Here is a 22,562-nt window from a genome sequence, read left to right as displayed (position 1 = left end):
TTTTATGCTCTAAAGAATACAATAGCAACAAGAACATAACGATGGAGGATAGATTTTTGAAGAATATTTTTCAAGAAATAAATAAGTATACTAATAATTTCAGAAAATATTGGCTTCAATATATTGCCTTATTTATTGGAATTGATCTTTTTACGCAGGTGCTTATTATTCCGCTTTTTAGGTATCTTACTACAGCTATTTTAAAAGCTAGCGCAATTCCGTTTATTTCATATCAAAATATTATTACGATTATCAGTACACACACTTTGATGTTTCTCTGTTTAATTCTTGAATTGATTGTTTTACTTCTAGTAATTTATGGTGAATTTTCACTGATATTATTAGGAATTAGAGAAATTTCTCAGGGAAGATTTTCATTGAGGGCCTTATTTAAAGAACTATGGCAATCATATCGATCAGTTCGAATTAGTTCAGTTTTGCTACTAGCAGTGTATTTCTTGTTAATTGTTCCGTTTGCTGATCTAGTTTATCGAACACCATTACTAGCTAAGGTTCAAATTCCAGAATTTATTTTAGATTTTATGACACGGAATATTTGGCTTGCTAGTGGATTAATAATCTTTTACTTGTTGGCTTTCATTTTGGGTATTCGTCTTATTTTGACGCTTCCAATTATGATCTATCAAAGAAAAAAGACTTTTCTTGCTATGAAGGAAAGTTGGAAATTAACTAGTCATAAGTATTGGTGGAAGATCCTGAGTCGCCTGTTAGTATTAGGGCTTAGTGTAAGTATAGTTTTATTGATTTTTAATCTGTTAATTTATCTTTGCCAATTAGGCTTAGATCATTTGCCGAGAAATATCAGTTTTAGCTTTGCTGTATTTAATCTTTTACTGGTTCAATTAGTCAGTGAGTTAGTTGCAATTTGGATTAGCGTTGTTTCACTTTTAATTGTGGTGGCGCCATTAAAGAGTTTTAAGCTTCAAAGTAAAGTTAAAAAAACAATAAAACTAAAAATGCTAGCTTTATGTTTAATGCTAGTTTTTGCACTTGCTGCTGGTGCAAACAATGTTTTATATTTAAAAGAAATCGATATGCAGCGTCCGCTTACCATTTCACACCGCGGAGTAAGTAATAAAAATGGCGTACAAAATACTATTCCAGCTTTGAAAAAGACGGCCAAGCTTCATCCAGATTATGTAGAAATTGACTTACATGAAACAAAAGATAAGCAATTCGTAGTTATGCATGACGAAAATTTAAAACAATTAGCTGGAATTAATAAAACGCCAAAAGATCTAACTTTAAAGCAACTAACTAGAATTACGCTTCATGAAGATGGACATCAGGCCAAAATTGCTAGTTTTGATCAGTATTTAAAAGCCGCTGCTAAAATAAAACAAAAATTGTTGATTGAAGTTAAGACAACGCCAAATGATTCGCCTAAGATGCTTCAGAATTTTAATAAAAAATATGGAAAATTAATTATTAAACGAAAATATCAAGTTCAATCGTTAGACTATAGAGTGATTGAAGGTTTGCATCAGATTAATTCTAAGTTATTTGTTTTATATATTCAGCCATATAATTTCACCTATCCTCAAAGCGTGGCCAATGGATACTCTATGGAATACTCAACTTTAAATAATGACTTTATTTGGCAAGCGCAATTGCAGAATAAGCCTGTTTATGCTTGGACGGTTAATACCCCAAATATGATGATGAAGATGATGTATGACAATGTGAATGGAATTATTACCGATCAACTTGCTGAATTAAATGAAACTATTAAAGATTTTGAAGATAATCGGAGTTATGCGAATAAGTTATTAAACTTTATTTTGATATTGCCTGACGAAAGCGCTTCATGATAGTATGGGCATATACCAGTTATTGCTACGCCAATATTTTGATTTACTTCCCATTTATGGCAGCATTCAATAAATGTCAATTGGTTGAAAAAAGTAAGAGGCTAGAGAAATGGTTACTAGAATTATAAGTGCAAATGCCAGTGAAATTTTAAAGATGAATGGTGCAGAATTAAAACAAAGCATCAAGGCTAGTGAAGGTAGAACTGTACTAAGTGAAAATGTAGTTATTGAGCCGGCAATTGATGGCTTGACGACTTCAGAAATTGCGGCTGCTTTTGGGGCTGATCTAATCTTATTGAATTTATTCGATACCTTGAACCCTAAAGTAAGTGGATTAACAGTGGACAAGCCAGAAGATACAGTTAAGAAACTTCAAAAACTAACAGGTCGACCAATTGGAGTAAATCTAGAGCCTGTCGATAATAGTGCAAAGATGGAATCGACAAAATTACAAATTTCGTTAGGTAGGACTGCAACGGCTGACTCAATAAAAGCTGCCGAAAAGCTTGGATTTAACTTTGTTTGCTTTACTGGAAATCCTGGTACAGGCGTAACTAATAAAATGATTGCTAAAGCTGTAAAAACAGCTAAGGAAAACTTTTCAGGATTGATTATTGCCGGAAAAATGCATGGAGCTGGAGTAGATGAACCAGTTGCTAACGAAGAATCAGTTAAAGCTTTTCTAGATGCAGGAGCAGACGTGATTTTAGTTCCAGCTGTTGGCACAGTTCCAGGTTTTACTAGCGAAGAATTAATCAAAATAGTAAAAATGGTTCATGAACATGGAGGATTAGTGATGAGTACAATCGGAACTAGTCAGGAAAGTTCTGGTGCTCAAACTGTTCATGATATTGCCTTACAAAATAAAATCTGCGGCGTTGACGTGCAACATATTGGTGATGCAGCCTGGGGAGTAGTTCCGCCTACTGAGACTATTTTTGAATTAAGTAAGACGATTAGAGGGATGAACCATACGATTTCTCGAATGGCACGTTCAATTAATAGATAAAGAAAATAAAGAAGATATCTTGGCAAAATTGGCTCGTGATATCTTCTTTATTTTTTAATATTCAGTTTTACCTAAATCATCTTCTGGACGGTGGAGCTGGAGACGTAAGCCATAGACAGAAAATTTTTCACTATCTGCTTTACGATTCAGCTTTAAATGCAAATGGTCACCATCTTGATCAAATTCTACTTCGTTTCGAGTATCAATCCAAGCTGCTTCTTCAACATGAGGAACGTGCTTTAATTCAATGCTATCTTCAAGTGGAATATGAATAAAAATATAGCGTTGATATTTGGCAATCGCATTGTAGAAGACGTGCACATTATCTTCATCTGCTTTAATTTCGTGGTCAGCACGGCTTTCATAATATGCATGACCGAAGCGATCAATCCACTTACGCAAAGTTTCAATTGCTGGCTCTGATTCGTTATTAATTGATCCATCTTGGTTTAATTTAACTTCAAAATAGATATTCATGTCATCTAGACGAGCGGCAATTAATTTAGCTAATACGTCAGGAGAGATTAATTTTTCTGCTGGACGTTTTTGACAAAACTTTATTGCATATTTTTGACAAGCATCTTGTAAAGCAGCCACTTGTGAGTCGTCGCCATCTTTAATACTTACTCCTCTAAAGCCGAAGTCGCGTGCATGGCGTACCAGAGCATCGGCATTAATCGTACCTTTAGGAGCAACTTGATATTGCAAAACAAGCCCAATATTTAAATCTTCTTTTTCACACATTTTATTATTCGCTTTCTATGTCGTATTCAAGATTGATTATAAGTGGAAAAGAAATTTTAAGCAAAGCAAAATAGTTTCACGTATAATTAAGATGACTATAGAAGGGATAAAAAATGGTTATTTTCAACATTATTTTATATATTACAATTGGTTTTATCGTATATTTTGGCTATCAAACAGTACTTCATTATCATAAGCATGAAAATGTTAATTTTTTGCGTGGCTTAATTATTAGTACGTTAGTGTTGGCAGTTTTAGTTTCTTTACAAATTTATTGGGCATTACCAAATATTATTGGGTTGTTTTTATGGCTGTTCATTATGTTCTTGTTTATTAGCGTGGCAGCTAGTGCTAGGTACATTGCAGCTAATCCGCAAGATAAGAAAAAGAGAAAAGTGGAATTAATTATTTCTGCTATTTTAGCAGTTATTAGTTTAATTATTTTATTTATCGTGGTTGCTAATGTCAGATAATATGAGAATAATTATCGCTCCTGCTAAGAAAATGAAAGTTGATCAAGACACTTTTTTAGTTAGATCTAAGCCTGCTTTTTTAAACAAGACGCAAGAATTGTTAGATTTTTTGAAGACTAGAGATTTCGAGCAGTTACAAAATTTGTGGAGAGCAAATAATAATATTGTCCGAGCAAATCAAAGGAATCTTTTGACCAGTAAGCTTGATAAAAATCTGACTCCAGCGATTTTGGCATTTTCAGGGATTCAATATCAATATTTGGCTGGAGATGTTTTACCGCAAGAAGGATTAGATTATCTTCAAGATCATTTACGTATTTTATCGGGATTCTACGGTATTTTGAGACCATTTGATGGTGTAATTCCCTATCGCTTAGAATTAAAAACGCAAATGACAGGATTTAAAGACTATAGTTTGTATCATTTTTGGGGAGACCTACCTTATCAAGAACTATTTAATAATACAGAAACTGTTATTAATTTAGCATCTTTAGAGTATTCACGTTTGATTTCTCCGTATTTAAAAGATGGTCAAAAAATGATCACAATTAAGTTTTTAGAGAATAAAAATGGAAAATGGCGTCAAAGTGCTACTCATGCGAAGATGGCGCGTGGAGAAATGGTGCGTTTTATGGCTAAAGAACAAATTAATGATCCAGAAGATTTGAAAAAATTTTCTGATTTTGGTTATCTATTTTCTGCAGCAGATTCTTCCAAAGAAACCTACGTCTTTAAAAAACACTTGTAATTAATATGGATAAATGATAAATTCTTCTTATATTTAATTTTGGGGAGAATAAAAATGAAAAGATCTGAGTTAAAATCAAATGCGAAAGAACAATTACGTGGTAATTGGTTCTGGGCAGTTGGTTTATGTTTGGTTGGCGCAATTATGGCTAGTTTGACTAGTTCCTTTAGCGTTGGAATTCTAGGCGGAATGGTTTTATATGGTGTTACCTATACGTTTTTAACCTTAGCAGATGGTAAAAAGATTGAAAATATTTTTAGCGCTATGTTTTCTGGATTTACTAGTCGTAAGTTTTTGCCAACGTTATTAACATCTTTGCTCGTTAATATTTTTATTTCTTTGTGGACAATTCTTTTAATTATCCCAGGAATTGTTAAAGGATATTCTTATTCAATGGCACCATACATTGTTAAGGATCTGGCTGAAGCCGGCGAAGATATTGCACCAACTGAAGCAATTAGTGAAAGCCGCAAATTAATGGATGGTCATAAGGGTGAGTTATTCTTATTAGATTTAAGTTTTATTGGTTGGGCAATTTTAGCTACTATTCCGTTAGGCTTAGGTTGGCTCTGGCTTACTCCTTATTATCAAGCAACTAAGGCAAATTACTACCGCCAATTAGCTGGTGATCAGTTCAAAAAGACTATTGAAGCATAAAAAAAGAGAAATCGGTGTCGATTTCTCTTTTTGCTTATAATTAAAAAGTATTACTATCTTGTAAAAATTCTGCAGTTAGATCAGCTGCAGTTCTTTGATAAGTATCAGTAAAGCTATGGTCTGCACCTTCAACTAAGTGAAGAGTACTATTTTCATAGACTTGATCGTATTTTTTTGAGGCATCGGGGGAGACAACTGTGTCATTTGTACCGTGTATTAAGCAGACTGGTCTGGTAAAGTGAGCTGATACTTCGTAAATAGGTAATTGTTGCGCAACGCGTAAGTAAAAACCGCCTAATGTTAGATCTTTAAATGGTAAGCGATCTGGAATATGGTCCGGATTATACTTTACGCCTTGCGTACTCCCTTTGAGAGCATCAGTTTTTAAGGTGGCAGCTGGAGCTAAAAGAACTACTTTTTTAATAATATCTGGATAGAGCCCGGCAAGCATTGAAGCAACAACACCACCTTGAGAATGCCCTACCAAATAAATATTACGTACATGTGGATCAGTTTTAACGTAATTTAAAATTGCATTAGCATCTTCAATTTCATTTAGAACAGTCATGTTTTCAAATTCTCCATCAGAATCACCATGACCGTTAAAATCAAAACGCACACTAGCAATATTTTCGTCACGTAGTTCATCAGCAATTTCTTTTAGAAGGAGTGTATTGCGGTTAGCAGTGAAACCGTGAAAAATAATTGCCATGTCATAGATTTCTCCAAAAGGTTCTTCACGAGTTCCAACTAAGTTCAAGCCATCGCGCTCAATTGTAATTGTTGCCATATAAATGCCTACTTTCTTTTTCTTTAACTTCATTATAGTCTGACATGTGAGATAATTTAGTAGCTTAATGAATTTTTAGTATAATATTTTCTTGAATAGTAAATAAAGGATTGTGATGATATGGATTTGTTATTAGTGAGACATGGAGTTAGTGAGCACAATACTTCAGATGTAATCTCCGGCGGTACTAGTAACCCTAACTTAAGCCAAGCTGGCGTGAAACAAGTAGAAGAAGTAAGTAAAATAATTGATAATAATAAAATTGACCAAGTATATGCTAGTCCCTTAATTCGTGCTAAAAGAACGGCGCAGATTTTAACTGATTTTCAAAAAGATATTATTACTGATGATCGGCTTAAAGAAATGGATTTCGGTTCATGGGAAGGTCAACATGCGGAAGAATTGAAGGTAAAATGTCCAGATGCATTTGATGATTTAGGAACCATCAATAGCAAATATACAAAATATGCTAAAAATGGCGAAACTTTTGAGCAGGTAGCTGATCGAGTTGAAGAATTTTTAGCTGAAATTCAACCATATTCTAATGACAAAACGATTATGGTTGTCTGTCATGGTTTTGTAATTAGGAGTTTAATAGCTAGATGGTTTAAACTAAAAATTGAAGATGTAATGACAGTCAGAAATGTCAGTTTTACTGAACTTCATTTTGAAAAAGATGATATTGAGCGACCACGGTTAATGACATTTAATCGGACAGAGCCTTTATATTACGGAACTAAGAGGTAATAAGATTTTATGAGAGTAGTAATTTTACGTCATGGAACTACTGAATTGAACAAGCAAGGGATGATTCAAGGATCAAGCGTTGATCCCGATCTAAGCGAAGAAGGGCGTGCTTATGCAGAAAAAGCAGCTAAAAATTTTGATCCTAGTCAATTTGATGCAGTTTATGCTAGTCCTTTAAAAAGAGCGCAAGAAACTGCCAGAATTTTTGTAGGTAATAAAACTCCAATCAAAACCGATAAGCGAATTGAAGAATTAAATTATGGTGCTTGGGATGGAAAATCTTCTTTTGAATATCGGAAGAAGTATCCAGATGCTTTTAATAAAAAAGGTTTAATTACCGATAATATTTATAAGTATGCTTCAGACGTTGAAAAACGAGAAGATTTTAGACGAAGAATTGCTTCATTCTTTGATGATTTGTACCAAAAGCATGAAACTGACACGGTTTTAGTAGTCTGCCATGGTGTGGTAAGTAGAATGATTTGTGCTCACTTTTTAACTAATGGTGATATTAAGTGCTTTGATCAAATGCAAAATTGTGGACTAGCAGAATTGGATATTAACCAAGAATTTGGTACTTTAGTTTACTATAATCGAGTTTTAGCATAATTAAGATCTCATGCAGAAAGAGGGCATGAGATTTTTTTATTCATAAATATTGACACGGTGTCAATTTAAGAATAAACTTAAGCTGTATTAAAAATGACACGGTGTCACAAGAGGAAATGATATGGTTAGTGAAACATTTATAAATCTATCAGATGAAAAAAAGCAAAAAATTGCACAGGCACTCTTGAAAGAATTTAGTACTTATCCTTTAGCTAAGGCTCAAGTAGCGCGGATTGTAAAGGATGCAGGTATTGCTAGGGGAGCATTTTATAAATATTTCGGAGATTTAAAAGATGCATATGGTTATCTCTATAGTTTAGCAATGAAAGAGGTCCATATGGGACCACCAACAAGGCTAAAAGAATTTGACCCAGAATTTTTTTATAAGATGACTGTTAATTTTATTGATCAGACAGAAAATAGTATTTATTTTGATTTAATTAAATTGCACCTTAGTCAAAATCAAGCCTTTATAGGAGAAGATGAGAAGCAAAAAGATGCTTTTCTAAATTTGAACTCTCAAGTTTGGGCTGCGATGGTTTTAACTCATGAAGCAATCGATTTAGCCTTGTTTGATAAAAAGAATAAAGCAAAAATCCTTAAACGTTATCATGAGAGTTTATGTTTATTGCAAAGAAAGTAGGCAAAAATGTTTTTAGCTTTAAAAGAAATAAAATACGAAAAATTGCGTTATGGCTTAATTACTTTGATGATTTTTTTAATTTCATATTTAATTTTTATGCTTTCATCGCTAGCAGTTGGTTTAGCTTCGCAAAATACGCAGGCAGTTAACAGTTGGCAAACAAAATCAGTTGTATTGAATGACAATGCTAATGTAAGTTTGAGTCAGTCACTTCTTACTAAGGCAGATTTGAAAGACTTTAAAAAGACCAGTAATGATAGCTTCGTTGGCTTAGTACCTATTGTGGTTAAAGAGAAGAAACATCAGACGATTTCTGCTCAATTTGTCGGTTTAAAGAAAGACGAATACATATATAAAGATTTAGAACTTGTTTCTGGTCGAAAAGCTAGACATAACAATGAAATAGCTGTTGATCAAATTATGTGGGATCGCGGTTATCGTCTGGGTGATAAAGTTACCTTAAATGGAAGTGATCAAAAGTATAAAATTGTTGGTTTCTTAAAAAATGCCAAAATTAATATCGCTCCAATTGCTTATGGTACGATGGCAACTTGGAGAAAATTACGTCCAATGGCCCCAAATGTTGAAGCTTCTGGGATTATTTCTAAAAAGAACCTAGATTTCAAAGCTAAGAATGTTAAATCTTATGACAAGCAAACTTTTATTAATAAGTTGCCCGGTTATACTGCTCAAAATTCAACTTTTGAATTAATGATTGGTTTCTTGTTCGTAATTTCATTAATTATTATTGCGGTATTTTTATATATTTTAACGATGCAAAAGATGCCAAATTATGTGGTTTTAAGAGCACAAGGAATTCCAAGCAAGACTTTAATTGGCGCAACGTTAAGTCAATCGCTTATTTTGGTGATTTTAGGTACGGTTTTAGCATATGTTCTGATGCTCATTACAGTTAGCGTGATGCCGGCTACTGTGCCAATTAATTTTGCACCATGGATTATGATTTCGACTTTTGCTGGGATGATTTTAATGGGAATAATCGGTGGTTTGATTCCAATTAAATCAATTCTTAAAGTTGACCCTTCAAAGGCTGTTTAAGGAAGGAAAAGTTCTATATGTCAGTAATTGAATTAAAAAATATCAGTAAATCATACGGCCAAGGAAGTGCTAAGGTCGACGCTCTTAAAGATGTGAACTTTGAAGCTAAAGAGGGAGAAGTTGTTCTAATTGAAGGTCCTTCCGGAGCTGGTAAGAGTACTTTTTTAACGATTGCGGGAGCCCTTCAGAAACCTACTTCTGGTGAAGTTTTTATTGGTGGAAAAGATGTAACGAATTATTCGCCTAAACAAGCTGATGCCTTAAGATTAGATAAAATAGGCTTTGTACTTCAAGCTTATAATTTGGTGCCATATTTGACTGTTAAAGAGCAATTTATTTTAGTAGATAAAGTTAAAAAAAGTGGCAATATGAGTAAAGAAAGATTGGATAATTTATTAAATGAATTAGGAATTATGCAATTAATAAATAAATATCCTAAAGAATTATCTGGTGGTCAGCAGCAGAGAGTTGCAATCGCAAGAGCTCTATATGCGGATCCAGCAATTATTTTAGCTGATGAGCCTACAGCTTCATTAGATAGTGAAAAAGTTGAAGAAGTAGGAAAATTATTTAAGAGCCTAGCTAAACAAAAAGAAAAGGCAATTATTTTAGTTACCCATGATTTAAGGCTTAATAAGTATTCTGATAAAATCTATGAAATGTTAGATGGACGTTTAAGTTTGAAAAAAGGATAAAATTCATCTTGAACTATATTCGAGAAAGCGGTAACATAATATGTGAAAAGTGAATGTAGTGAGATTGTAGCAACTTTTTGCACAAAACCCACTTAACCCTGTTGATAAAGGGCTAAGTGGGCTTTTTTGTTGCTTTAAAGGAGGCAAGATGAAGATAACTAGAATTTTAAACAATAGCGCTGTGATTAGTGAAAACCAAGATCATGAAGAAATTATAGCTCTTGGTAAAGGTATTGCTTATGGTAAAAAAGTTGGGGATGAGTTTGATAAGCGGAAGATATATAAAATTTTTACACCATTGTCTGATAGTCAAAGAAAGCTATTGCTAGAGACAATTCATGAAACAGATCCTATTTTCTTTCAAATTTCACAAAAAATTGTGGATAGATTGAAACATGAAGAGAATATCGAATTAGCTGATAGTGTATATATTACTTTGACAGATCACCTTGCTACAAGTGTAGAAAGAGCGAAAAAGGGTTTGTATTTAAGTAATAAATTTATTTGGGAAGTTAAAAATTACTATCCAAAAGAATACAGATATGGTTTATGGGCTTTAAAGTTGTTAGATGCGCAATTTGATTTGAATTTTCCAGAAGATGAAGCAGGTTTTATTGCGGTACATATCATTAGTGGAGAGCTTGGGAATGATATCAGTGACTTTAGTAAATCTGTTGATTTTATAAAGTCAATTACTAAGATTGTTAGATACTATTTTCATATTGATATTGACTATCAATCCTTAAATTATAATCGTTTTGCCGTTCATTTGAAGTTCTTCTGGAAGGCAATGATGTATAAAAAAGATCAATCAAGCTTTGGAGACTTAAGTAGAGAAATTTTAAATGTAATAAAAAATAGTGATATTGAAGCTTATAAATGTGCTTTGAAGATAAAAGAGTATATTTCGGAAAAATACAATTATGAATTAAACAATGAAGAAATTATGTATTTAGCTATACATATTAACAAGATCGTACACGGAGAAGAAAAATGAGTTATGAAAAGATGAACAAACAAATCATAGCCGCTGTTGGTGGAGAAGATAATATTCAATCAGTTGTCCACTGTGCAACAAGATTACGATTTGTTTTGAAAGACGAAAGTAAAGCAGATGATGCAGCCGCTGCAAGAATTCCGGGCGTTCTGCAAGTTGTAAAAAAGGCTGGACAATATCAATTAGTTATTGGAAGCACCGTAGAAGATGTTTACAACGATTTGGTTAAAATGATTAATATTGAAAATGACGATAATTATAAGTCTACGCCTAAAGAAAAGAAAAATATTTTCGACACTGTAATCAGTGTTATTACAGGATCCATTGCGCCAGCTATTCCATTACTTGCTGGTGCTGGTATGGGTAAAGTTTTACTCCTGATTTTAACAATTAGTGGCCTACTGTCAGATAAAAGTCAGACATATCAAATTTTGAATTTAATTTTTGATACTGGATATTTCTTTATGCCAGCCTTTATTGGATTTTCTGCCGCTAAAGTATTCAATACTGATCAGTATTTGGGCGCTTTTATGGGCTTAGTAACTGAGCACCCAATTTGGACAGCAATGGTTGCAGCTAAAAAGCCAGTGGAGTTCTTAGGGATGCCGGTACAGTTGATCAAGTACTCTTCTACTTTAATTACTGCGATTATTTCTGTTTGGATTATGTCTTACATTTACAAGTATGTTAAGAAATATACTCCTAACATGGTTAAGATTTTTATGGTGCCAATGTTAACAATGTTAATTACAGCTCCACTAATCTTCCTAGTAATTGGGCCAATTTCTAACATGATTTCAGAAGGAATTGGATTTATTTCTATGTGGCTATTCCACAATGCAGGTATTGTGGCTATTCCGATCTTAGCAGCTGCATATCCATGGCTTGTTTCAATCGGTATTCACAAAGCTTTAAGTCCAATTAGTATTCAATTAGTAGCTACTCAAGGATTCGATCCAATTATTCGTGTAGTCGCATTATGTTCAAATATGTCTCAAGCAGCTGCTTCATTGGCTGTCGGTATGAAGAGTAAGAACAAAGAATTAAAGAGTTTAGCATTGTCATCAAGTGCTACTGCTTATTTAGGCGGAATTACAGAACCAGCATTGTTTGGTGTTAATTTACCATTAAAGAAACCTATGTATGGTGCAATGATTGGTGGTGCAATTGCTGGTGTTGTTGCAAGTTTTATGAAGATTAAAGCCTTTATTTACGTAACTCCTGCATTTTTAAGTTTGCCAATGTGGGTTTCTAAAACTGAAAATTTTGTCATTCAAGCTATTATTGTAATTATTGTTGCTAGTGTAGCTACATTTATAGCTACTTGGGTAATCGGATTTGATGATCCTGTAGACGAAAAGTCAGAAAAAAATAAGCAAAAAGAAAAATTTGAACAAACTCATGAAAAGCATGATTTAAAGAGCCCTGTAAAGGGAACTGTTGAACCACTTAGTGAGGTTAATGACGAAACTTTTGCTAGTGGAGTAATGGGTAAAGGAATTGCAATTGTTCCTAGTGAAGGTAAAATATACGCACCTGATGATGGGGTAGTTACAGCTACTTTTGATACTGGGCATGCAATTGGATTACATTTAGACAATGATGCAGATGTTTTAATTCATATTGGTATTGATACTGTTCAAATGAATGGTGATGGATTTAAACAATTAGTAAAAAAGGGGGACCATGTAAAAGCTGGACAAGAATTAGTTGATTTTGATATTGATAAAATTAAAAAAGCCGGCTATGATCCAACAGTTATGATGATTGTGTTGAATAGTAAAGATTTCTTAGAAGTATTGCCAGTTGTAAATAAAAAGGATGAGAAAAAAGATGTTACAACGAGTAGCAATGTCATTGTATTAGCTTAGGAGAAAATAGTATGAAATATTATCATGTTCCTCAAGACTTTAGGTGGGGCGTTGCGACAGCAGCTAATCAAGTAGAGGGTGCTTGGAATGAAGATGGCAAAGGACTTTCAATTGCTGATTGTGAACGTTATGATCCTAAAAAAGCTAAGGCAGGTTATAAAGTTGCAAATGATATAACCAGCTCTGAGATTCAAAAAGCTATTAAAGACAAGAAAAGCGATGGCTGGGGAAAGAGACACGGGGTCGATTTTTATCATACATACCCTGAAGATATAAAAAAACTTGCTGCTACTGGAATTAATACCTTTAGAACTTCAATTGCATGGAGTAGAATTTTTTCAAATGGTGATGATCCTGAACCTAATGAAAAAGGTCTAAAATTTTATGACAATTTATTTGATGAGCTACATAAATATAATATTGAGCCAATTATTACGCTGTCACATTATGAAATGCCATTAAATTTAGTTTTAAATTATGATGCTTGGTATGATCCAAAAGTCAGAGATTATTTTATGAGATTTGCGAAAATTGTTGTAGATCATTTTCATAAAAAAGTGAAATATTGGATTCCTATTAACGAAATTGATAGTATTTTACGTCATCCGTTTTCTTCAGCGGGGTTAGTTAAAGATAGATTTCCAAATAAAAATTTTGAAAAAGTTATATACCAAGCAATGCATAATCAATTCGTTGCAGCTGCGTTAATTACAAAATATATTCATGAGAACTATACTGATCTAGTGGTTGGCTCGATGATTACTAGCACGATGGTTTATCCTTACAATAGCGATCCTCGAAATAGCCTAAAAAGTGTACAAGTAATGCGAGAAAGTTATAATTTTAGCGATATTCAAATTCGTGGTAACTATCCGTTAAATTTATTATCAAAACTCAAAAAACTTAATGTGAAGATAACGGAAAAAGAACTAAAAGTAATTAGAGATAATACGGCAGACTTTGTGGCATTTTCCTATTACTCTTCTATTTGTACTGCTTTTGATACTACTGGCTTAAAAATTACGAAAGCAAATAGAACTGAGGGAGTTTATAATAAATATTTACCGACTAGTGATTGGGGTTGGCAGATTGATCCAGTGGGATTAAGAATCATATTAATTAATTTATATGACCGCTATCAAAAACCTTTATTTATTGTAGAAAATGGATTAGGCGCAAAAGATAGTTTGACTGAAAGTGGAAAAGTTCATGATGATTATCGAATTGATTATTTGCGTAAGCATATTAGGCAAATGCTAATTTCTTTAGAAAATGATGGGATAGAGTTGATGGGATATTGTATGTGGGGAATGACGGATATGATTTCAGCATCAACTACCCAAATGTCCAAGCGATATGGCTTGATTTATGTTGATTTGGATGATTTAGGAAATGGAAGCTATCGACGTTACTTAAAGGACTCCTACTTTTGGTATCAAAAGTTGCTATCTTTTGGAGATAAAATTCCTAAAGATTATTTAGATAAATAAAAAAAAACGCAGACACCAATAAAGTGTCTGCGTATTTTTTATGAACGTATTACAAATTAGGATCAATCCTAAATCTCAATGGAGAATCTGCCGTTTGAGCAGTGATAAGTTTTGCAATTAATTTTTGATAGTTCTTAATAGCAACATCAGCTAGTTTTTTGTTTGCTTCATTGACTAGATCAATTTTTTTAGCATTATCTTTTTCTTGAGCTAATTTTTTGTCGTATTCAACTCGTAATTTATTCAAAGTTAGATTAGTTGCTTTTTGGGTATTAACTAAATCAGTTGCATATTTACCCCAATTCCGATCAACTAATACACTGGCCATTTTAAAGACCCAATAGGCGGAATTAGTAGTAAATTCTTCTTTTCCGTATTTAAACATCGTAGGTACTTTAGTGCCTTGAGGATAGAAGGGAATGTAAACACTTTGAGCAGCAATTCCTATTGCAAGCCAATGAACCATATCTTCATCTCTGAGTTGCAACAAATGAGATTCTTGAGTGGTAGCAACAGCAATTGGGCGGTAAGCTGGTTGTCCTTCGTTTTTAGAATTAGTTAAATCATATTTTGTACCGTTGAAGTGATCACTCAAAACACGTTGCGCTTCTTGAATTGATATAGGATGATCAGGTTTTCTAATAGATGGTAGATCAAAACTTTCTGGATCCTGGCTTACTGATGGAGTCAAGAGTTTTTGCCCACTCCAAACACGTGGCGTATTGTAAGTTAAATCAGAATCATCATGTGTACCAAAAATAAGTCTAAAATTAAATGGTTTGTTTTTGGGCCAAAGATTGTTTTGATAAACAAAATCTTGGATTCCAGGAGAAGCAATAAAATTCTTTTTATCATTAAAATCAATTACTTGAATTGCTAATTGATTAGCAACAACTGCGTAAGAATCATCTGGGATACGTTGGGCAACATAGTGATGCCCAGAGCCAATCTCCATGTACCAAGCTTCATTTTTATCTGCGAATAAAATCCCGTCTGCTTCGGCAGCTCCATGTTTTTGGATGATTTTACCTAAGCGTTCTACTCCTTCTCGAGCAGACCTAATGAAAGGTAGAACAACCGTTATCATTGCTTCCTCTAGGATGCCTTTTTCTTCATCGAAGGGATCAACAGCCATGACACGGTCATTAGCATAAGCACTTTCTGTAGCACTCATTGCAACGTGATATTCATTGATACCATCTTCTTCGAATACACCATATTTATCTGTCCATTCAGGAGTAGAAGAATAAGAAAAACATTCATTAGGTAGTGTTATTTGAAATTTATTATCTTTTGATTTAAAAATGTTATTTTTCTTTATTTGATGTTGGTTAAACGCAAGATGCTTTGGCCAGGCGGTTTTTGCATCTTCATTACGGCCAATAATTACACTGCCATCAACAGTGGCTTTTTTGCCAATTAAAATCGATGTACAAGAAGAACGTCCAACAGGAGATGTCATAGGTTTCACACTTTCTATTGATATAATATAATCTATATTGTATAACGTATAAAACTTAAAAATAAGTGAGGGCATTAAAATGGCAGAATTACCAGAAGATAAAAAAATTATTCTTACAACTGATTACAAAGATAATACCATTAATATGGAATTTTCTGACAATTTAGTTGATAATCGTGAAAAAGGATATATTCTTTCAGCCGCATTTTTTGCATTTGCTGCAAATGAAGGCCTAGATAAACAACAAGTTATTGAAATGGTCAATTCCCATTATGATCAATTTACTGGGGATGATGATTCGAGTTTATTTAAAAGATTATAGAAATTGAGATAAAATTCTCCACATTTTCATTTTTTTGTTATAATATAGTCACGGAGAAAATAACAGATGTTAGACAATTTCTGTTATTTTTAGATGATCTCTATGTGTTGATGTTGATAATATAATTAAGTGAGGTAATTAAAGTGGCTAGAAAAAAAGAAATAGACAAGCAAAGAATTCTCGATGCTGCTTATAAATTAGCAGTTCGTGGTGGAATTGAAAGTTTAACTGCAAGAAATATTGCAAAGGCAGTTAACTGCTCAACCCAACCAATTTATCTTGAATTTGAAAATATGCAGGATTTACGTAATCAAGTTCTAGCAAGAATTTCTGATGAATTGAAGTCTAACACTCTTCAACAGAACTTTACAGGTGAACCATTGATTGATTTAGATCTTTCATACTTGTACTTTGCAAAAGAACATGTTGATTTATTTAGAGCAATGTTTGTAGATGGTAAGTTTGGCAATCAAATGATTGTTGATACTTTGATGGGACTTGGAATCGAAAAATTCAAGCAACAATTTGATGCAGAACAATATTCTGATGAAAGACTCAAGCATATTGTCATTGCCAACTGGATTGCTGCTACTGGATTAGCAACTTTACTCATTAACAAGATGGCAAACTTTACGCAAGCGCAAATGGTTAGCGTTTTGAAGGCGCAAATCCATGATGCGATGCTAAATGACCGTCTTACTAATGTGGAAGAAAATCCATTATTTGCTGCAGACACCGATGCTTCTCTTGAAGAACGTCTAGGCTAATTTTATGAATTAATTAAACACCGCTTTCAAGTGAAAGTGGTGTTTTTTTGTTAAAATTAAAATATAGCTTTCAAAATTATAAAGTTAAAACGTATAATTTAAGGGAAAGATAGTTAAGAGAAAGGTGACGTAGAAATGAAGCTCTTTGCAATTGTGGGTAGCAATGCAGATCATTCTTATAATCGTGATTTGCTAAAATTTATTAAAAAGCATTTTACTGGTAGATATGACATTGAATTAGGAGAAGTTAGAGATCTTCCAATGTTTAAAGAGGGAGTCGAAGAACCTGCTGAAGTGGCTAGTTTTGCTAAGAAAGTAACTGAAGCTGATGCAGTCTTAATCTCTACGCCAGAGCAACAACACTCAGTTCCTTCATCTTTAAAGAGTGCTTTAGAATGGCTTTCATCAGCTGAGCATCCGTTTAAGGATAAACCAGTGGTTATTGTAGGGACCTCAGTTTTGCCACAAGGTTCTGCTCGTGGACAAAGTCATTTAAAGATGGTACTTTCTTCTCCAGGTTTTAGCGCTAAAGTGTTTAATGGAGATGAATTTATGATGGGAACTGCTCCAGAACAATTTGATGAAAATGGTGATTTACCAGATGGAACTGTTAAGTTTTTAGACCATTTCTTTGATGAATTCGACGTTTTCTATTCTGAAGTAGGTAACTGCAAGTAGGGAGGTAGAACATGAAATTATTAGCAATTGTTGGTACGAATGCAGATTTTTCATATAACAGATTTTTGGAACAATTTATGGCTAAACGTTATCAAGATCAAGCTGAAATTGAAGTATATGAAATTGCTGACCTACCTCGTTTCAAGAAAGAAGCACAACCAGATAGCAAGGTTGAAGAATTTAAAAATAAAATTCGTGAAGCCGATGGTGTGATTTTTGCTACACCAGAATATGACCACGGAATCCCGTCTTCATTGAAGAGCGCAATGGAATGGACTGGTAGCCACGCTCAAGGAAATGCAGATGTGATGAAAATGAAGCCAGTTATGGTTTTGGGTGCATCTTATGGTATTCAAGGGGCTTCAAGGGCACAAGAAGAAATGCGTGAAATTTTACTTTCACCTGATCAAAGTGCTAATGTTTTGCCAGGAAATGAAGTTTTAATTGGGCATGCTTCAGATAAATTTGATAAAAATACTGGGGATTTATTAGACCAAGAAACAATCCATGCGATTGACTTGGCATTCAACAATTTTGTCAAATTTGTTGAACAAGCTAAAAAATAAGTAAAGTCTTATTTTTGCATTGTGAAAAAGAACTAGATAGATATTTTCTATCTAGCTTTTTTTGTCATTAAAGTTTATCATTTTAATGAAAGAAAGCATTTTCACAAAGCTTAGAAAAGAGAGATTGAGATGCTCGGTTTTTCAGTTTACTTGGATAAAGATTTAACAGCGGATGACCATAATTATTTGCTGGGAATGAGAAACGCTGGTTTTAACGAGGTATTTACTTCGTTGACCGGATTAAATGACAAAGCAGAGACAATTTTAAAGCGATTAAATCAGTTAACTAGTTGGTGCAAGGATCTAGAATTAAAGGTCATGGCTGATGTGTCGCAAGATGATTTACATTATTTAGGCTATGATTTAGCTGATGTAGAAAAATTAAAGACACTCAATGTTACAGGCTTAAGAATTAATGATCAAGTATTGATGCGGTTTGTATCTAAATTATCTAAATCTATGTGGGTATCTTTAAATGCAATTTATTTGCAGCCGGAAGATATTACCCATTTAAAAGAAGAAGCAGCTAACTTTGATCATATTAGGGCTTTATTTGATTTTTATTCTCAATCAGAAACTGGAATGGATGAAAATTGGTTTAAGAAGAAAAATCAATGGCTACGTAAATGTAATTTAGAAACTGCAGCTTTTATTTCAGGAGATGGCGTTAAGAGAGGTCCATTTTTTGCTGGAGAGACTACGCTTGAATCTCAACGAGGTGTTTACCCCTTAGCTGCTGCTCTTAACTTGAAAGACTTAGCTTGCAGCAATGTTATTGTAGGTGATCGTCTAACTAGCGAAACGATCAAGTCTTTCGCGCGTTATACTAAAGAACATGCAATTACACTTCATGTAATAGATGAAGAAAGTTCACTTCTTGAAGAAAATCAGTGGCATAATTATTTGTATCTCGCTCAAGATATCGTTAGACTACATTGTGAAGGAAAATTGCCCCAACTTGAAGCTCAAGAGTTGCCTTTAGACCGTCCAGCTGGAACTATTAGTATTAATAGTAATGGCTTAAACAGGGATGAAGTCCATATTGCTAAGCGTAACTTACCAGCTGATAAAGAAGTAAGAATAGTTGGTAAGGTTTGTGCTAATGAGTGTAGTTTGCTTTCACATATTGAGCCAGGACAAAAAGTTGTTTTTAAAAAATTAGAAAAGTAGGGATTACAAAATGATTAGGCCCAACGTTTTACCACTAGAGCATGTGCCTAATGCACGTGATTTGGGAGGCTATGTAGGTTTTGATGGCCGTAAAATTAAAATGCACCGTCTTCTTAGAACTGGTAAATTATGTCAAATGACCAAGGAAGATGAAACTTTTTTACTTAATTATGGCTTAACTAAAATTATTGATTTACGTTCACCTAAAGAAATCAAAATTACTCCTGATGTTATACCAGCGGGAATAGAACATATTGATAATCCAATTCATGGCAATCAAAGTGCAGAAACGGATCAAAAGATAGCGCAATTAAAGAAGACCTATACTAAAGATCAATATGCTGGTTTTAAAACGATGTGTCATCAATATTATTCTTCCGTTAGCCAAGAATACTCACAAAAGGCATTTAGAAGTTTGCTGAATATTTTTGCTAACACTAAAGATGGTGCAATTATTTTTCATTGTTCTGAAGGAAAAGATCGTACTGGTCTAGCTACAGTTTTAATTTTGTATCTTTTAGGCGTTGATATGGAAACTATCAGACAAGATTATCTATTTTCAAACTTAATGCTCGGAAGATATCAGGCTATGATGAATCAAAAGATAATCGATGAAGGCGGCGGTGTGGTTTTACGTGCCAACGTTAGAAGTTTAGCAAGTGTTGCAAATGAATACTTAGATACAGCTCTTTTATTAATTGATGAAAAATATGATGGTCTTGATAACTATATTAAGAATGTTTTGAAGATTGATGATGAATTGATTCAAAGCCTAAGAGAATTATATTTAGAGCCAAAGAAGGCATCAAAATGATAGAGAACTATGCTTCAACCCCAATTTCAAAAGTTGGTCGTGGTTTAGGTACTGTTATTACTTTACAGATCTATGGCGATCAAAACGAAAAAATCCTAGATCAGAGTTTTGATTTAATTGCGGGATATGAGGATCGCTTAACTGTAAATCGTGATCATTCTGAAGTGATGGATATTAATCATGCCGCAGGTCTTCATCCTGTTCAAGTTTCGGCAAGTACATATAACTTAATTAAATTAGCAGTTTATGAAAGTAAGCAAAATTTTGGCTTTAATGCGCTTATTGGACCAGTTGTAAAACTCTGGCATATTGGCTTTAAAGGAGCACATGTTCCTACTGATGCACAGATTAAAGCAAAGATGGGCTTAACTAATCCTGATGATGTTGTTTTAGATGATGCTAATCAGACTGTCTTCCTAACTAAAAAAGGGATGGAACTTGATTTAGGAGGTATTGCTAAAGGCTATATTGCAGATAGAATTAGAGACCTTTGGCGTGCATACGATGTACGAGCTGGGATTATCAATTTAGGCGGCAATGTTTTATTCGTAAATAGTTCTCCAAAAAGGGCAAGTGGCGAATGGATTTTAGGTGTTCAAGATCCGAAAAAGAAGCGTGGAGATAACCTTACAACTGCGACAGTTCACGAATGCTCAGCTGTAACTAGTGGGACATATGAACGCTTTTTAGAAATTAATGGAAAAAAATACCACCACATTATTGACCCTAAGACTGGATATCCAGTTCAGACTCATGTGGCAGGGGTTACATTATTTACTAGGGATTCGGTTCAAGCAGAGATTGAATGTAAACGACTATTTTTTGCTGGTGGATCTATTCCTGGATGGAAAAATGATAAAGCCGGTCGCTATGGTGCAATATTTGTGTACGATGATGATTCAATTGAAAGAATCGGCGTATAAAAAAAGATTCGGAAATTTCCGAATCTTTTTTTGTGAAATATTAACCTACAGTTCGACTAATACCAAAGATTGTCTTAAAGACTCCGTTAGATAAACCTGGAGTGTTGTAAATAATCACTCGTAAAATTGGTGAATCGACTGTTTGCTGGATGAACCAAGGATTTTGAAAAGCTTGGCACATAGATAAGGCAACGTAAACTAAGAAGTAAGCTGCAATAAATGAAACAATTGCCCCGAGGACATTGTCTAACAGATTACTTAGCCCTTTATTAGTACGATCTCGTTTAGGGAGCCAGCCTTTGAATATTTTTAGAATCATCTTTCCGATAATCCAAATTACGAAGAAAGCTAAGAAACGGTAACCGATTAATTCCAGACTAACATTACCAGTTGTTGGAACTAGATTACCTGAGAATTGTTGGTAGAACCAATTTCCTAGGCTATTTTGACCTAAAATTGCAGCAGCAAAGACAATTGCCCCAAAAATCATATTAATAACACGTTGAGCAAATCCCAGCTGGTATCCTTTGTAGGTTTGGTAGCCAAGATAAAGAATCACAATAAGCGTAACAATCATGAATTTAACCCCTTTTGCTAATCATTATAGCCTATAGATATTGATTTAAATACATATTTTTTCAGACTTAGTTGTTTTTTGACGATTCTTAAAAAATACTACATAATTAAATACGTTAGTTTATGATGATGATAGTATTGTTAACCGACTTTAATTGCGGTAAATTAGGAGTGTGAAACTAGGTTTCACGGGTGAAAAATGAATCCAGAAATTTTTGCAGAAGAACTCGCAAATTACGGCTTTAAGCTTAGTAGTAAGCAAAAAGAACAGTTTGCGACATACTATAACAAATTAATTGAATTTAATAAAAAGGTCAATCTTACTAGAATTACTGATAAAAACGAAGTTTACTTAAAACATTTCTTTGATAGCATTACACCTCTTTTAGAATTTTCAGACTTATTTAAAGGTGAGAAGAGTTTATGTGATGTAGGTGCTGGAGCAGGATTTCCATCTTTACCAATTAAAATTTTGTGCCCAGACTTAAGCATTACCATCGTTGATTCTTTAGGTAAACGATTAAAGTTTTTAGATGAACTTGTAAGTGATTTAAGTTTAGATAAAGTTACTCTAGTTCATAGTCGTGCAGAGGATGCTGGACAAAATAAAAATTTACGAGAAAAATTTGATTTGGTTACTGGACGTGCAGTGGCAAGAATGAGTGTTTTGAGCGAGTATTGTCTACCTTTAGCTAAGGTTGATGGATATTTAGTTGCCCTTAAAGGACCTAAAGCACAGGATGAGTTAGCAGAAGCTAAAAATGCAATTGAAGTATTAGGTGGAAGCGTTAAAGAAGTGAAAGAATTGACGCTTCCTGATACGGATGATGAACGCACCTTGATTGTTGTTAAAAAAGTAAAAGCTACGCCAAAGAAGTATCCACGTCAGGCTGGCACACCGAATAGAAAACCACTTTAAA

Annotated in this window: 25 protein-coding genes; 21 read left to right on the top strand and 4 right to left on the bottom strand. The window is 33.8% G+C overall.

Going from position 1 to position 22,562, the window contains the following annotated elements:
- Nucleotides 1–41 precede the first annotated feature (41 nt).
- Entirely contained in the window at nt 42–1,832 is a 1,791-nt protein-coding gene (locus F3I00_RS09390) for a glycerophosphoryl diester phosphodiesterase membrane domain-containing protein (protein ID WP_082228629.1), read from the top strand.
- 109 nt (nt 1,833–1,941) lie between these two features.
- Nucleotides 1,942–2,841: a PEP phosphonomutase gene (locus F3I00_RS09385; protein ID WP_003652167.1), complete on the top strand. Its 900-nt coding sequence runs from the start codon at nt 1,942–1,944 to the stop codon at nt 2,839–2,841.
- A gap of 54 nt (nt 2,842–2,895) precedes the next feature.
- On the opposite strand, the gene F3I00_RS09380 is transcribed toward F3I00_RS09385, so the two are convergent.
- A complete protein-coding gene (locus F3I00_RS09380) occupies nt 2,896–3,585 on the bottom strand; it encodes a hypothetical protein (RefSeq protein WP_020807101.1) in 690 nt (229 codons plus the stop codon).
- 113 nt (nt 3,586–3,698) lie between these two features.
- On the opposite strand from F3I00_RS09380, the gene F3I00_RS09375 reads away from it, so the two are divergent.
- The 3 genes from F3I00_RS09375 to F3I00_RS09365 are packed head-to-tail and all read left to right on the top strand — an operon-like array spanning nt 3,699 to nt 5,463.
- Complete coding sequence (locus F3I00_RS09375) at nt 3,699–4,058, top strand: hypothetical protein (protein WP_003646643.1); 360 nt, start codon at nt 3,699–3,701, stop codon at nt 4,056–4,058.
- A complete protein-coding gene (gene yaaA, locus F3I00_RS09370; protein WP_020807100.1) occupies nt 4,048–4,806 on the top strand; it encodes a peroxide stress protein YaaA in 759 nt (252 codons plus the stop codon). The genes F3I00_RS09375 and yaaA overlap by 11 nt, the downstream gene beginning before the upstream one ends.
- A 54-nt stretch (nt 4,807–4,860) precedes the next feature.
- Nucleotides 4,861–5,463: a DUF975 family protein gene (locus F3I00_RS09365; protein ID WP_020807099.1), complete on the top strand. Its 603-nt coding sequence runs from the start codon at nt 4,861–4,863 to the stop codon at nt 5,461–5,463.
- Nucleotides 5,464–5,503: 40 nt separating this feature from the next.
- On the opposite strand, the gene F3I00_RS09360 is transcribed toward F3I00_RS09365, so the two are convergent.
- Nucleotides 5,504–6,253, bottom strand: coding sequence for an alpha/beta hydrolase (locus F3I00_RS09360; RefSeq protein WP_035435430.1), 750 nt, complete (start codon nt 6,251–6,253; stop codon nt 5,504–5,506).
- Between the two features lie 120 nt (nt 6,254–6,373).
- On the opposite strand from F3I00_RS09360, the gene F3I00_RS09355 reads away from it, so the two are divergent.
- The 8 genes from F3I00_RS09355 (at nt 6,374) to F3I00_RS09320 (ending at nt 14,364) form a co-directional block, all read left to right on the top strand.
- The gene (locus F3I00_RS09355) at nt 6,374–7,000 is read left to right on the top strand and encodes a histidine phosphatase family protein (RefSeq protein ID WP_020807097.1); all 627 of its coding nucleotides are present in this window, start codon (nt 6,374–6,376) and stop codon (nt 6,998–7,000) included.
- Between the two features lie 9 nt (nt 7,001–7,009).
- Complete coding sequence (locus tag F3I00_RS09350; protein ID WP_020807096.1) at nt 7,010–7,609, top strand: histidine phosphatase family protein; 600 nt, start codon at nt 7,010–7,012, stop codon at nt 7,607–7,609.
- 121 nt (nt 7,610–7,730) lie between these two features.
- Entirely contained in the window at nt 7,731–8,252 is a 522-nt protein-coding gene (locus F3I00_RS09345; RefSeq protein WP_020807095.1) for a TetR/AcrR family transcriptional regulator, read from the top strand.
- A gap of 6 nt (nt 8,253–8,258) precedes the next feature.
- On the top strand, nt 8,259–9,311 hold the full coding sequence (locus F3I00_RS09340; RefSeq protein WP_020807094.1) for an ABC transporter permease: 1,053 nt from the start codon (nt 8,259–8,261) through the stop codon (nt 9,309–9,311).
- A 17-nt stretch (nt 9,312–9,328) separates the two neighbouring features.
- Entirely contained in the window at nt 9,329–10,006 is a 678-nt protein-coding gene (locus tag F3I00_RS09335) for an ABC transporter ATP-binding protein (protein WP_003649928.1), read from the top strand.
- Between the two features lie 148 nt (nt 10,007–10,154).
- Nucleotides 10,155–11,003, top strand: a complete 849-nt coding sequence (locus tag F3I00_RS09330) for a PRD domain-containing protein (protein ID WP_003652150.1) — start codon at nt 10,155–10,157, stop codon at nt 11,001–11,003.
- On the top strand, nt 11,000–12,874 hold the full coding sequence (locus F3I00_RS09325; RefSeq protein ID WP_003649930.1) for a PTS beta-glucoside transporter subunit IIBCA: 1,875 nt from the start codon (nt 11,000–11,002) through the stop codon (nt 12,872–12,874). The genes F3I00_RS09330 and F3I00_RS09325 overlap by 4 nt, the downstream gene beginning before the upstream one ends.
- 11 nt (nt 12,875–12,885) lie before the next feature.
- On the top strand, nt 12,886–14,364 hold the full coding sequence (locus F3I00_RS09320) for a glycoside hydrolase family 1 protein (RefSeq protein ID WP_020807093.1): 1,479 nt from the start codon (nt 12,886–12,888) through the stop codon (nt 14,362–14,364).
- A gap of 49 nt (nt 14,365–14,413) precedes the next feature.
- On the opposite strand, the gene F3I00_RS09315 is transcribed toward F3I00_RS09320, so the two are convergent.
- Nucleotides 14,414–15,826, bottom strand: coding sequence for a C69 family dipeptidase (locus tag F3I00_RS09315; protein WP_159311084.1), 1,413 nt, complete (start codon nt 15,824–15,826; stop codon nt 14,414–14,416).
- 79 nt (nt 15,827–15,905) lie between these two features.
- Between F3I00_RS09315 and F3I00_RS09310 the strand changes: the two genes are divergently transcribed.
- The 7 genes from F3I00_RS09310 to F3I00_RS09280 all read left to right on the top strand — a co-directional run bounded on the left by F3I00_RS09310 (nt 15,906) and on the right by F3I00_RS09280 (nt 21,066).
- Nucleotides 15,906–16,148, top strand: coding sequence for a hypothetical protein (locus tag F3I00_RS09310; RefSeq protein WP_011678984.1), 243 nt, complete (start codon nt 15,906–15,908; stop codon nt 16,146–16,148).
- A gap of 143 nt (nt 16,149–16,291) precedes the next feature.
- Complete coding sequence (locus F3I00_RS09305; RefSeq protein ID WP_003649934.1) at nt 16,292–16,915, top strand: TetR/AcrR family transcriptional regulator; 624 nt, start codon at nt 16,292–16,294, stop codon at nt 16,913–16,915.
- A gap of 135 nt (nt 16,916–17,050) precedes the next feature.
- On the top strand, nt 17,051–17,593 hold the full coding sequence (locus tag F3I00_RS09300) for an NADPH-dependent FMN reductase (RefSeq protein WP_003652143.1): 543 nt from the start codon (nt 17,051–17,053) through the stop codon (nt 17,591–17,593).
- Between the two features lie 11 nt (nt 17,594–17,604).
- Nucleotides 17,605–18,159, top strand: coding sequence for an NADH-dependent flavin reductase subunit 2 (nfr2, locus tag F3I00_RS09295; protein WP_020807091.1), 555 nt, complete (start codon nt 17,605–17,607; stop codon nt 18,157–18,159).
- 129 nt (nt 18,160–18,288) lie between these two features.
- Complete coding sequence (locus F3I00_RS09290) at nt 18,289–19,329, top strand: MupG family TIM beta-alpha barrel fold protein (protein WP_020807090.1); 1,041 nt, start codon at nt 18,289–18,291, stop codon at nt 19,327–19,329.
- A gap of 10 nt (nt 19,330–19,339) precedes the next feature.
- Nucleotides 19,340–20,143: a tyrosine-protein phosphatase gene (locus tag F3I00_RS09285; RefSeq protein WP_020807089.1), complete on the top strand. Its 804-nt coding sequence runs from the start codon at nt 19,340–19,342 to the stop codon at nt 20,141–20,143.
- On the top strand, nt 20,140–21,066 hold the full coding sequence (locus F3I00_RS09280; protein WP_003649939.1) for an FAD:protein FMN transferase: 927 nt from the start codon (nt 20,140–20,142) through the stop codon (nt 21,064–21,066). Before F3I00_RS09285 ends, F3I00_RS09280 begins: the two co-directional genes overlap by 4 nt.
- A 40-nt stretch (nt 21,067–21,106) precedes the next feature.
- On the opposite strand, the gene F3I00_RS09275 is transcribed toward F3I00_RS09280, so the two are convergent.
- Nucleotides 21,107–21,643, bottom strand: coding sequence for a CvpA family protein (locus F3I00_RS09275; protein WP_020807088.1), 537 nt, complete (start codon nt 21,641–21,643; stop codon nt 21,107–21,109).
- A gap of 198 nt (nt 21,644–21,841) precedes the next feature.
- Between F3I00_RS09275 and rsmG the strand changes: the two genes are divergently transcribed.
- Nucleotides 21,842–22,561: a 16S rRNA (guanine(527)-N(7))-methyltransferase RsmG gene (rsmG, locus tag F3I00_RS09270; RefSeq protein WP_020807087.1), complete on the top strand. Its 720-nt coding sequence runs from the start codon at nt 21,842–21,844 to the stop codon at nt 22,559–22,561.
- The last annotated feature ends 1 nt before the right edge of the window (nt 22,562 follow it).

Source organism: Lactobacillus sp. JM1 (assembly GCF_009834385.1).
Lineage (GTDB): Bacteria > Bacillota > Bacilli > Lactobacillales > Lactobacillaceae > Lactobacillus > Lactobacillus paragasseri.
The sequence above is the reverse complement of the archived record's forward strand: the minus strand, read 5'-3'. Positions and strand labels throughout refer to the sequence as shown.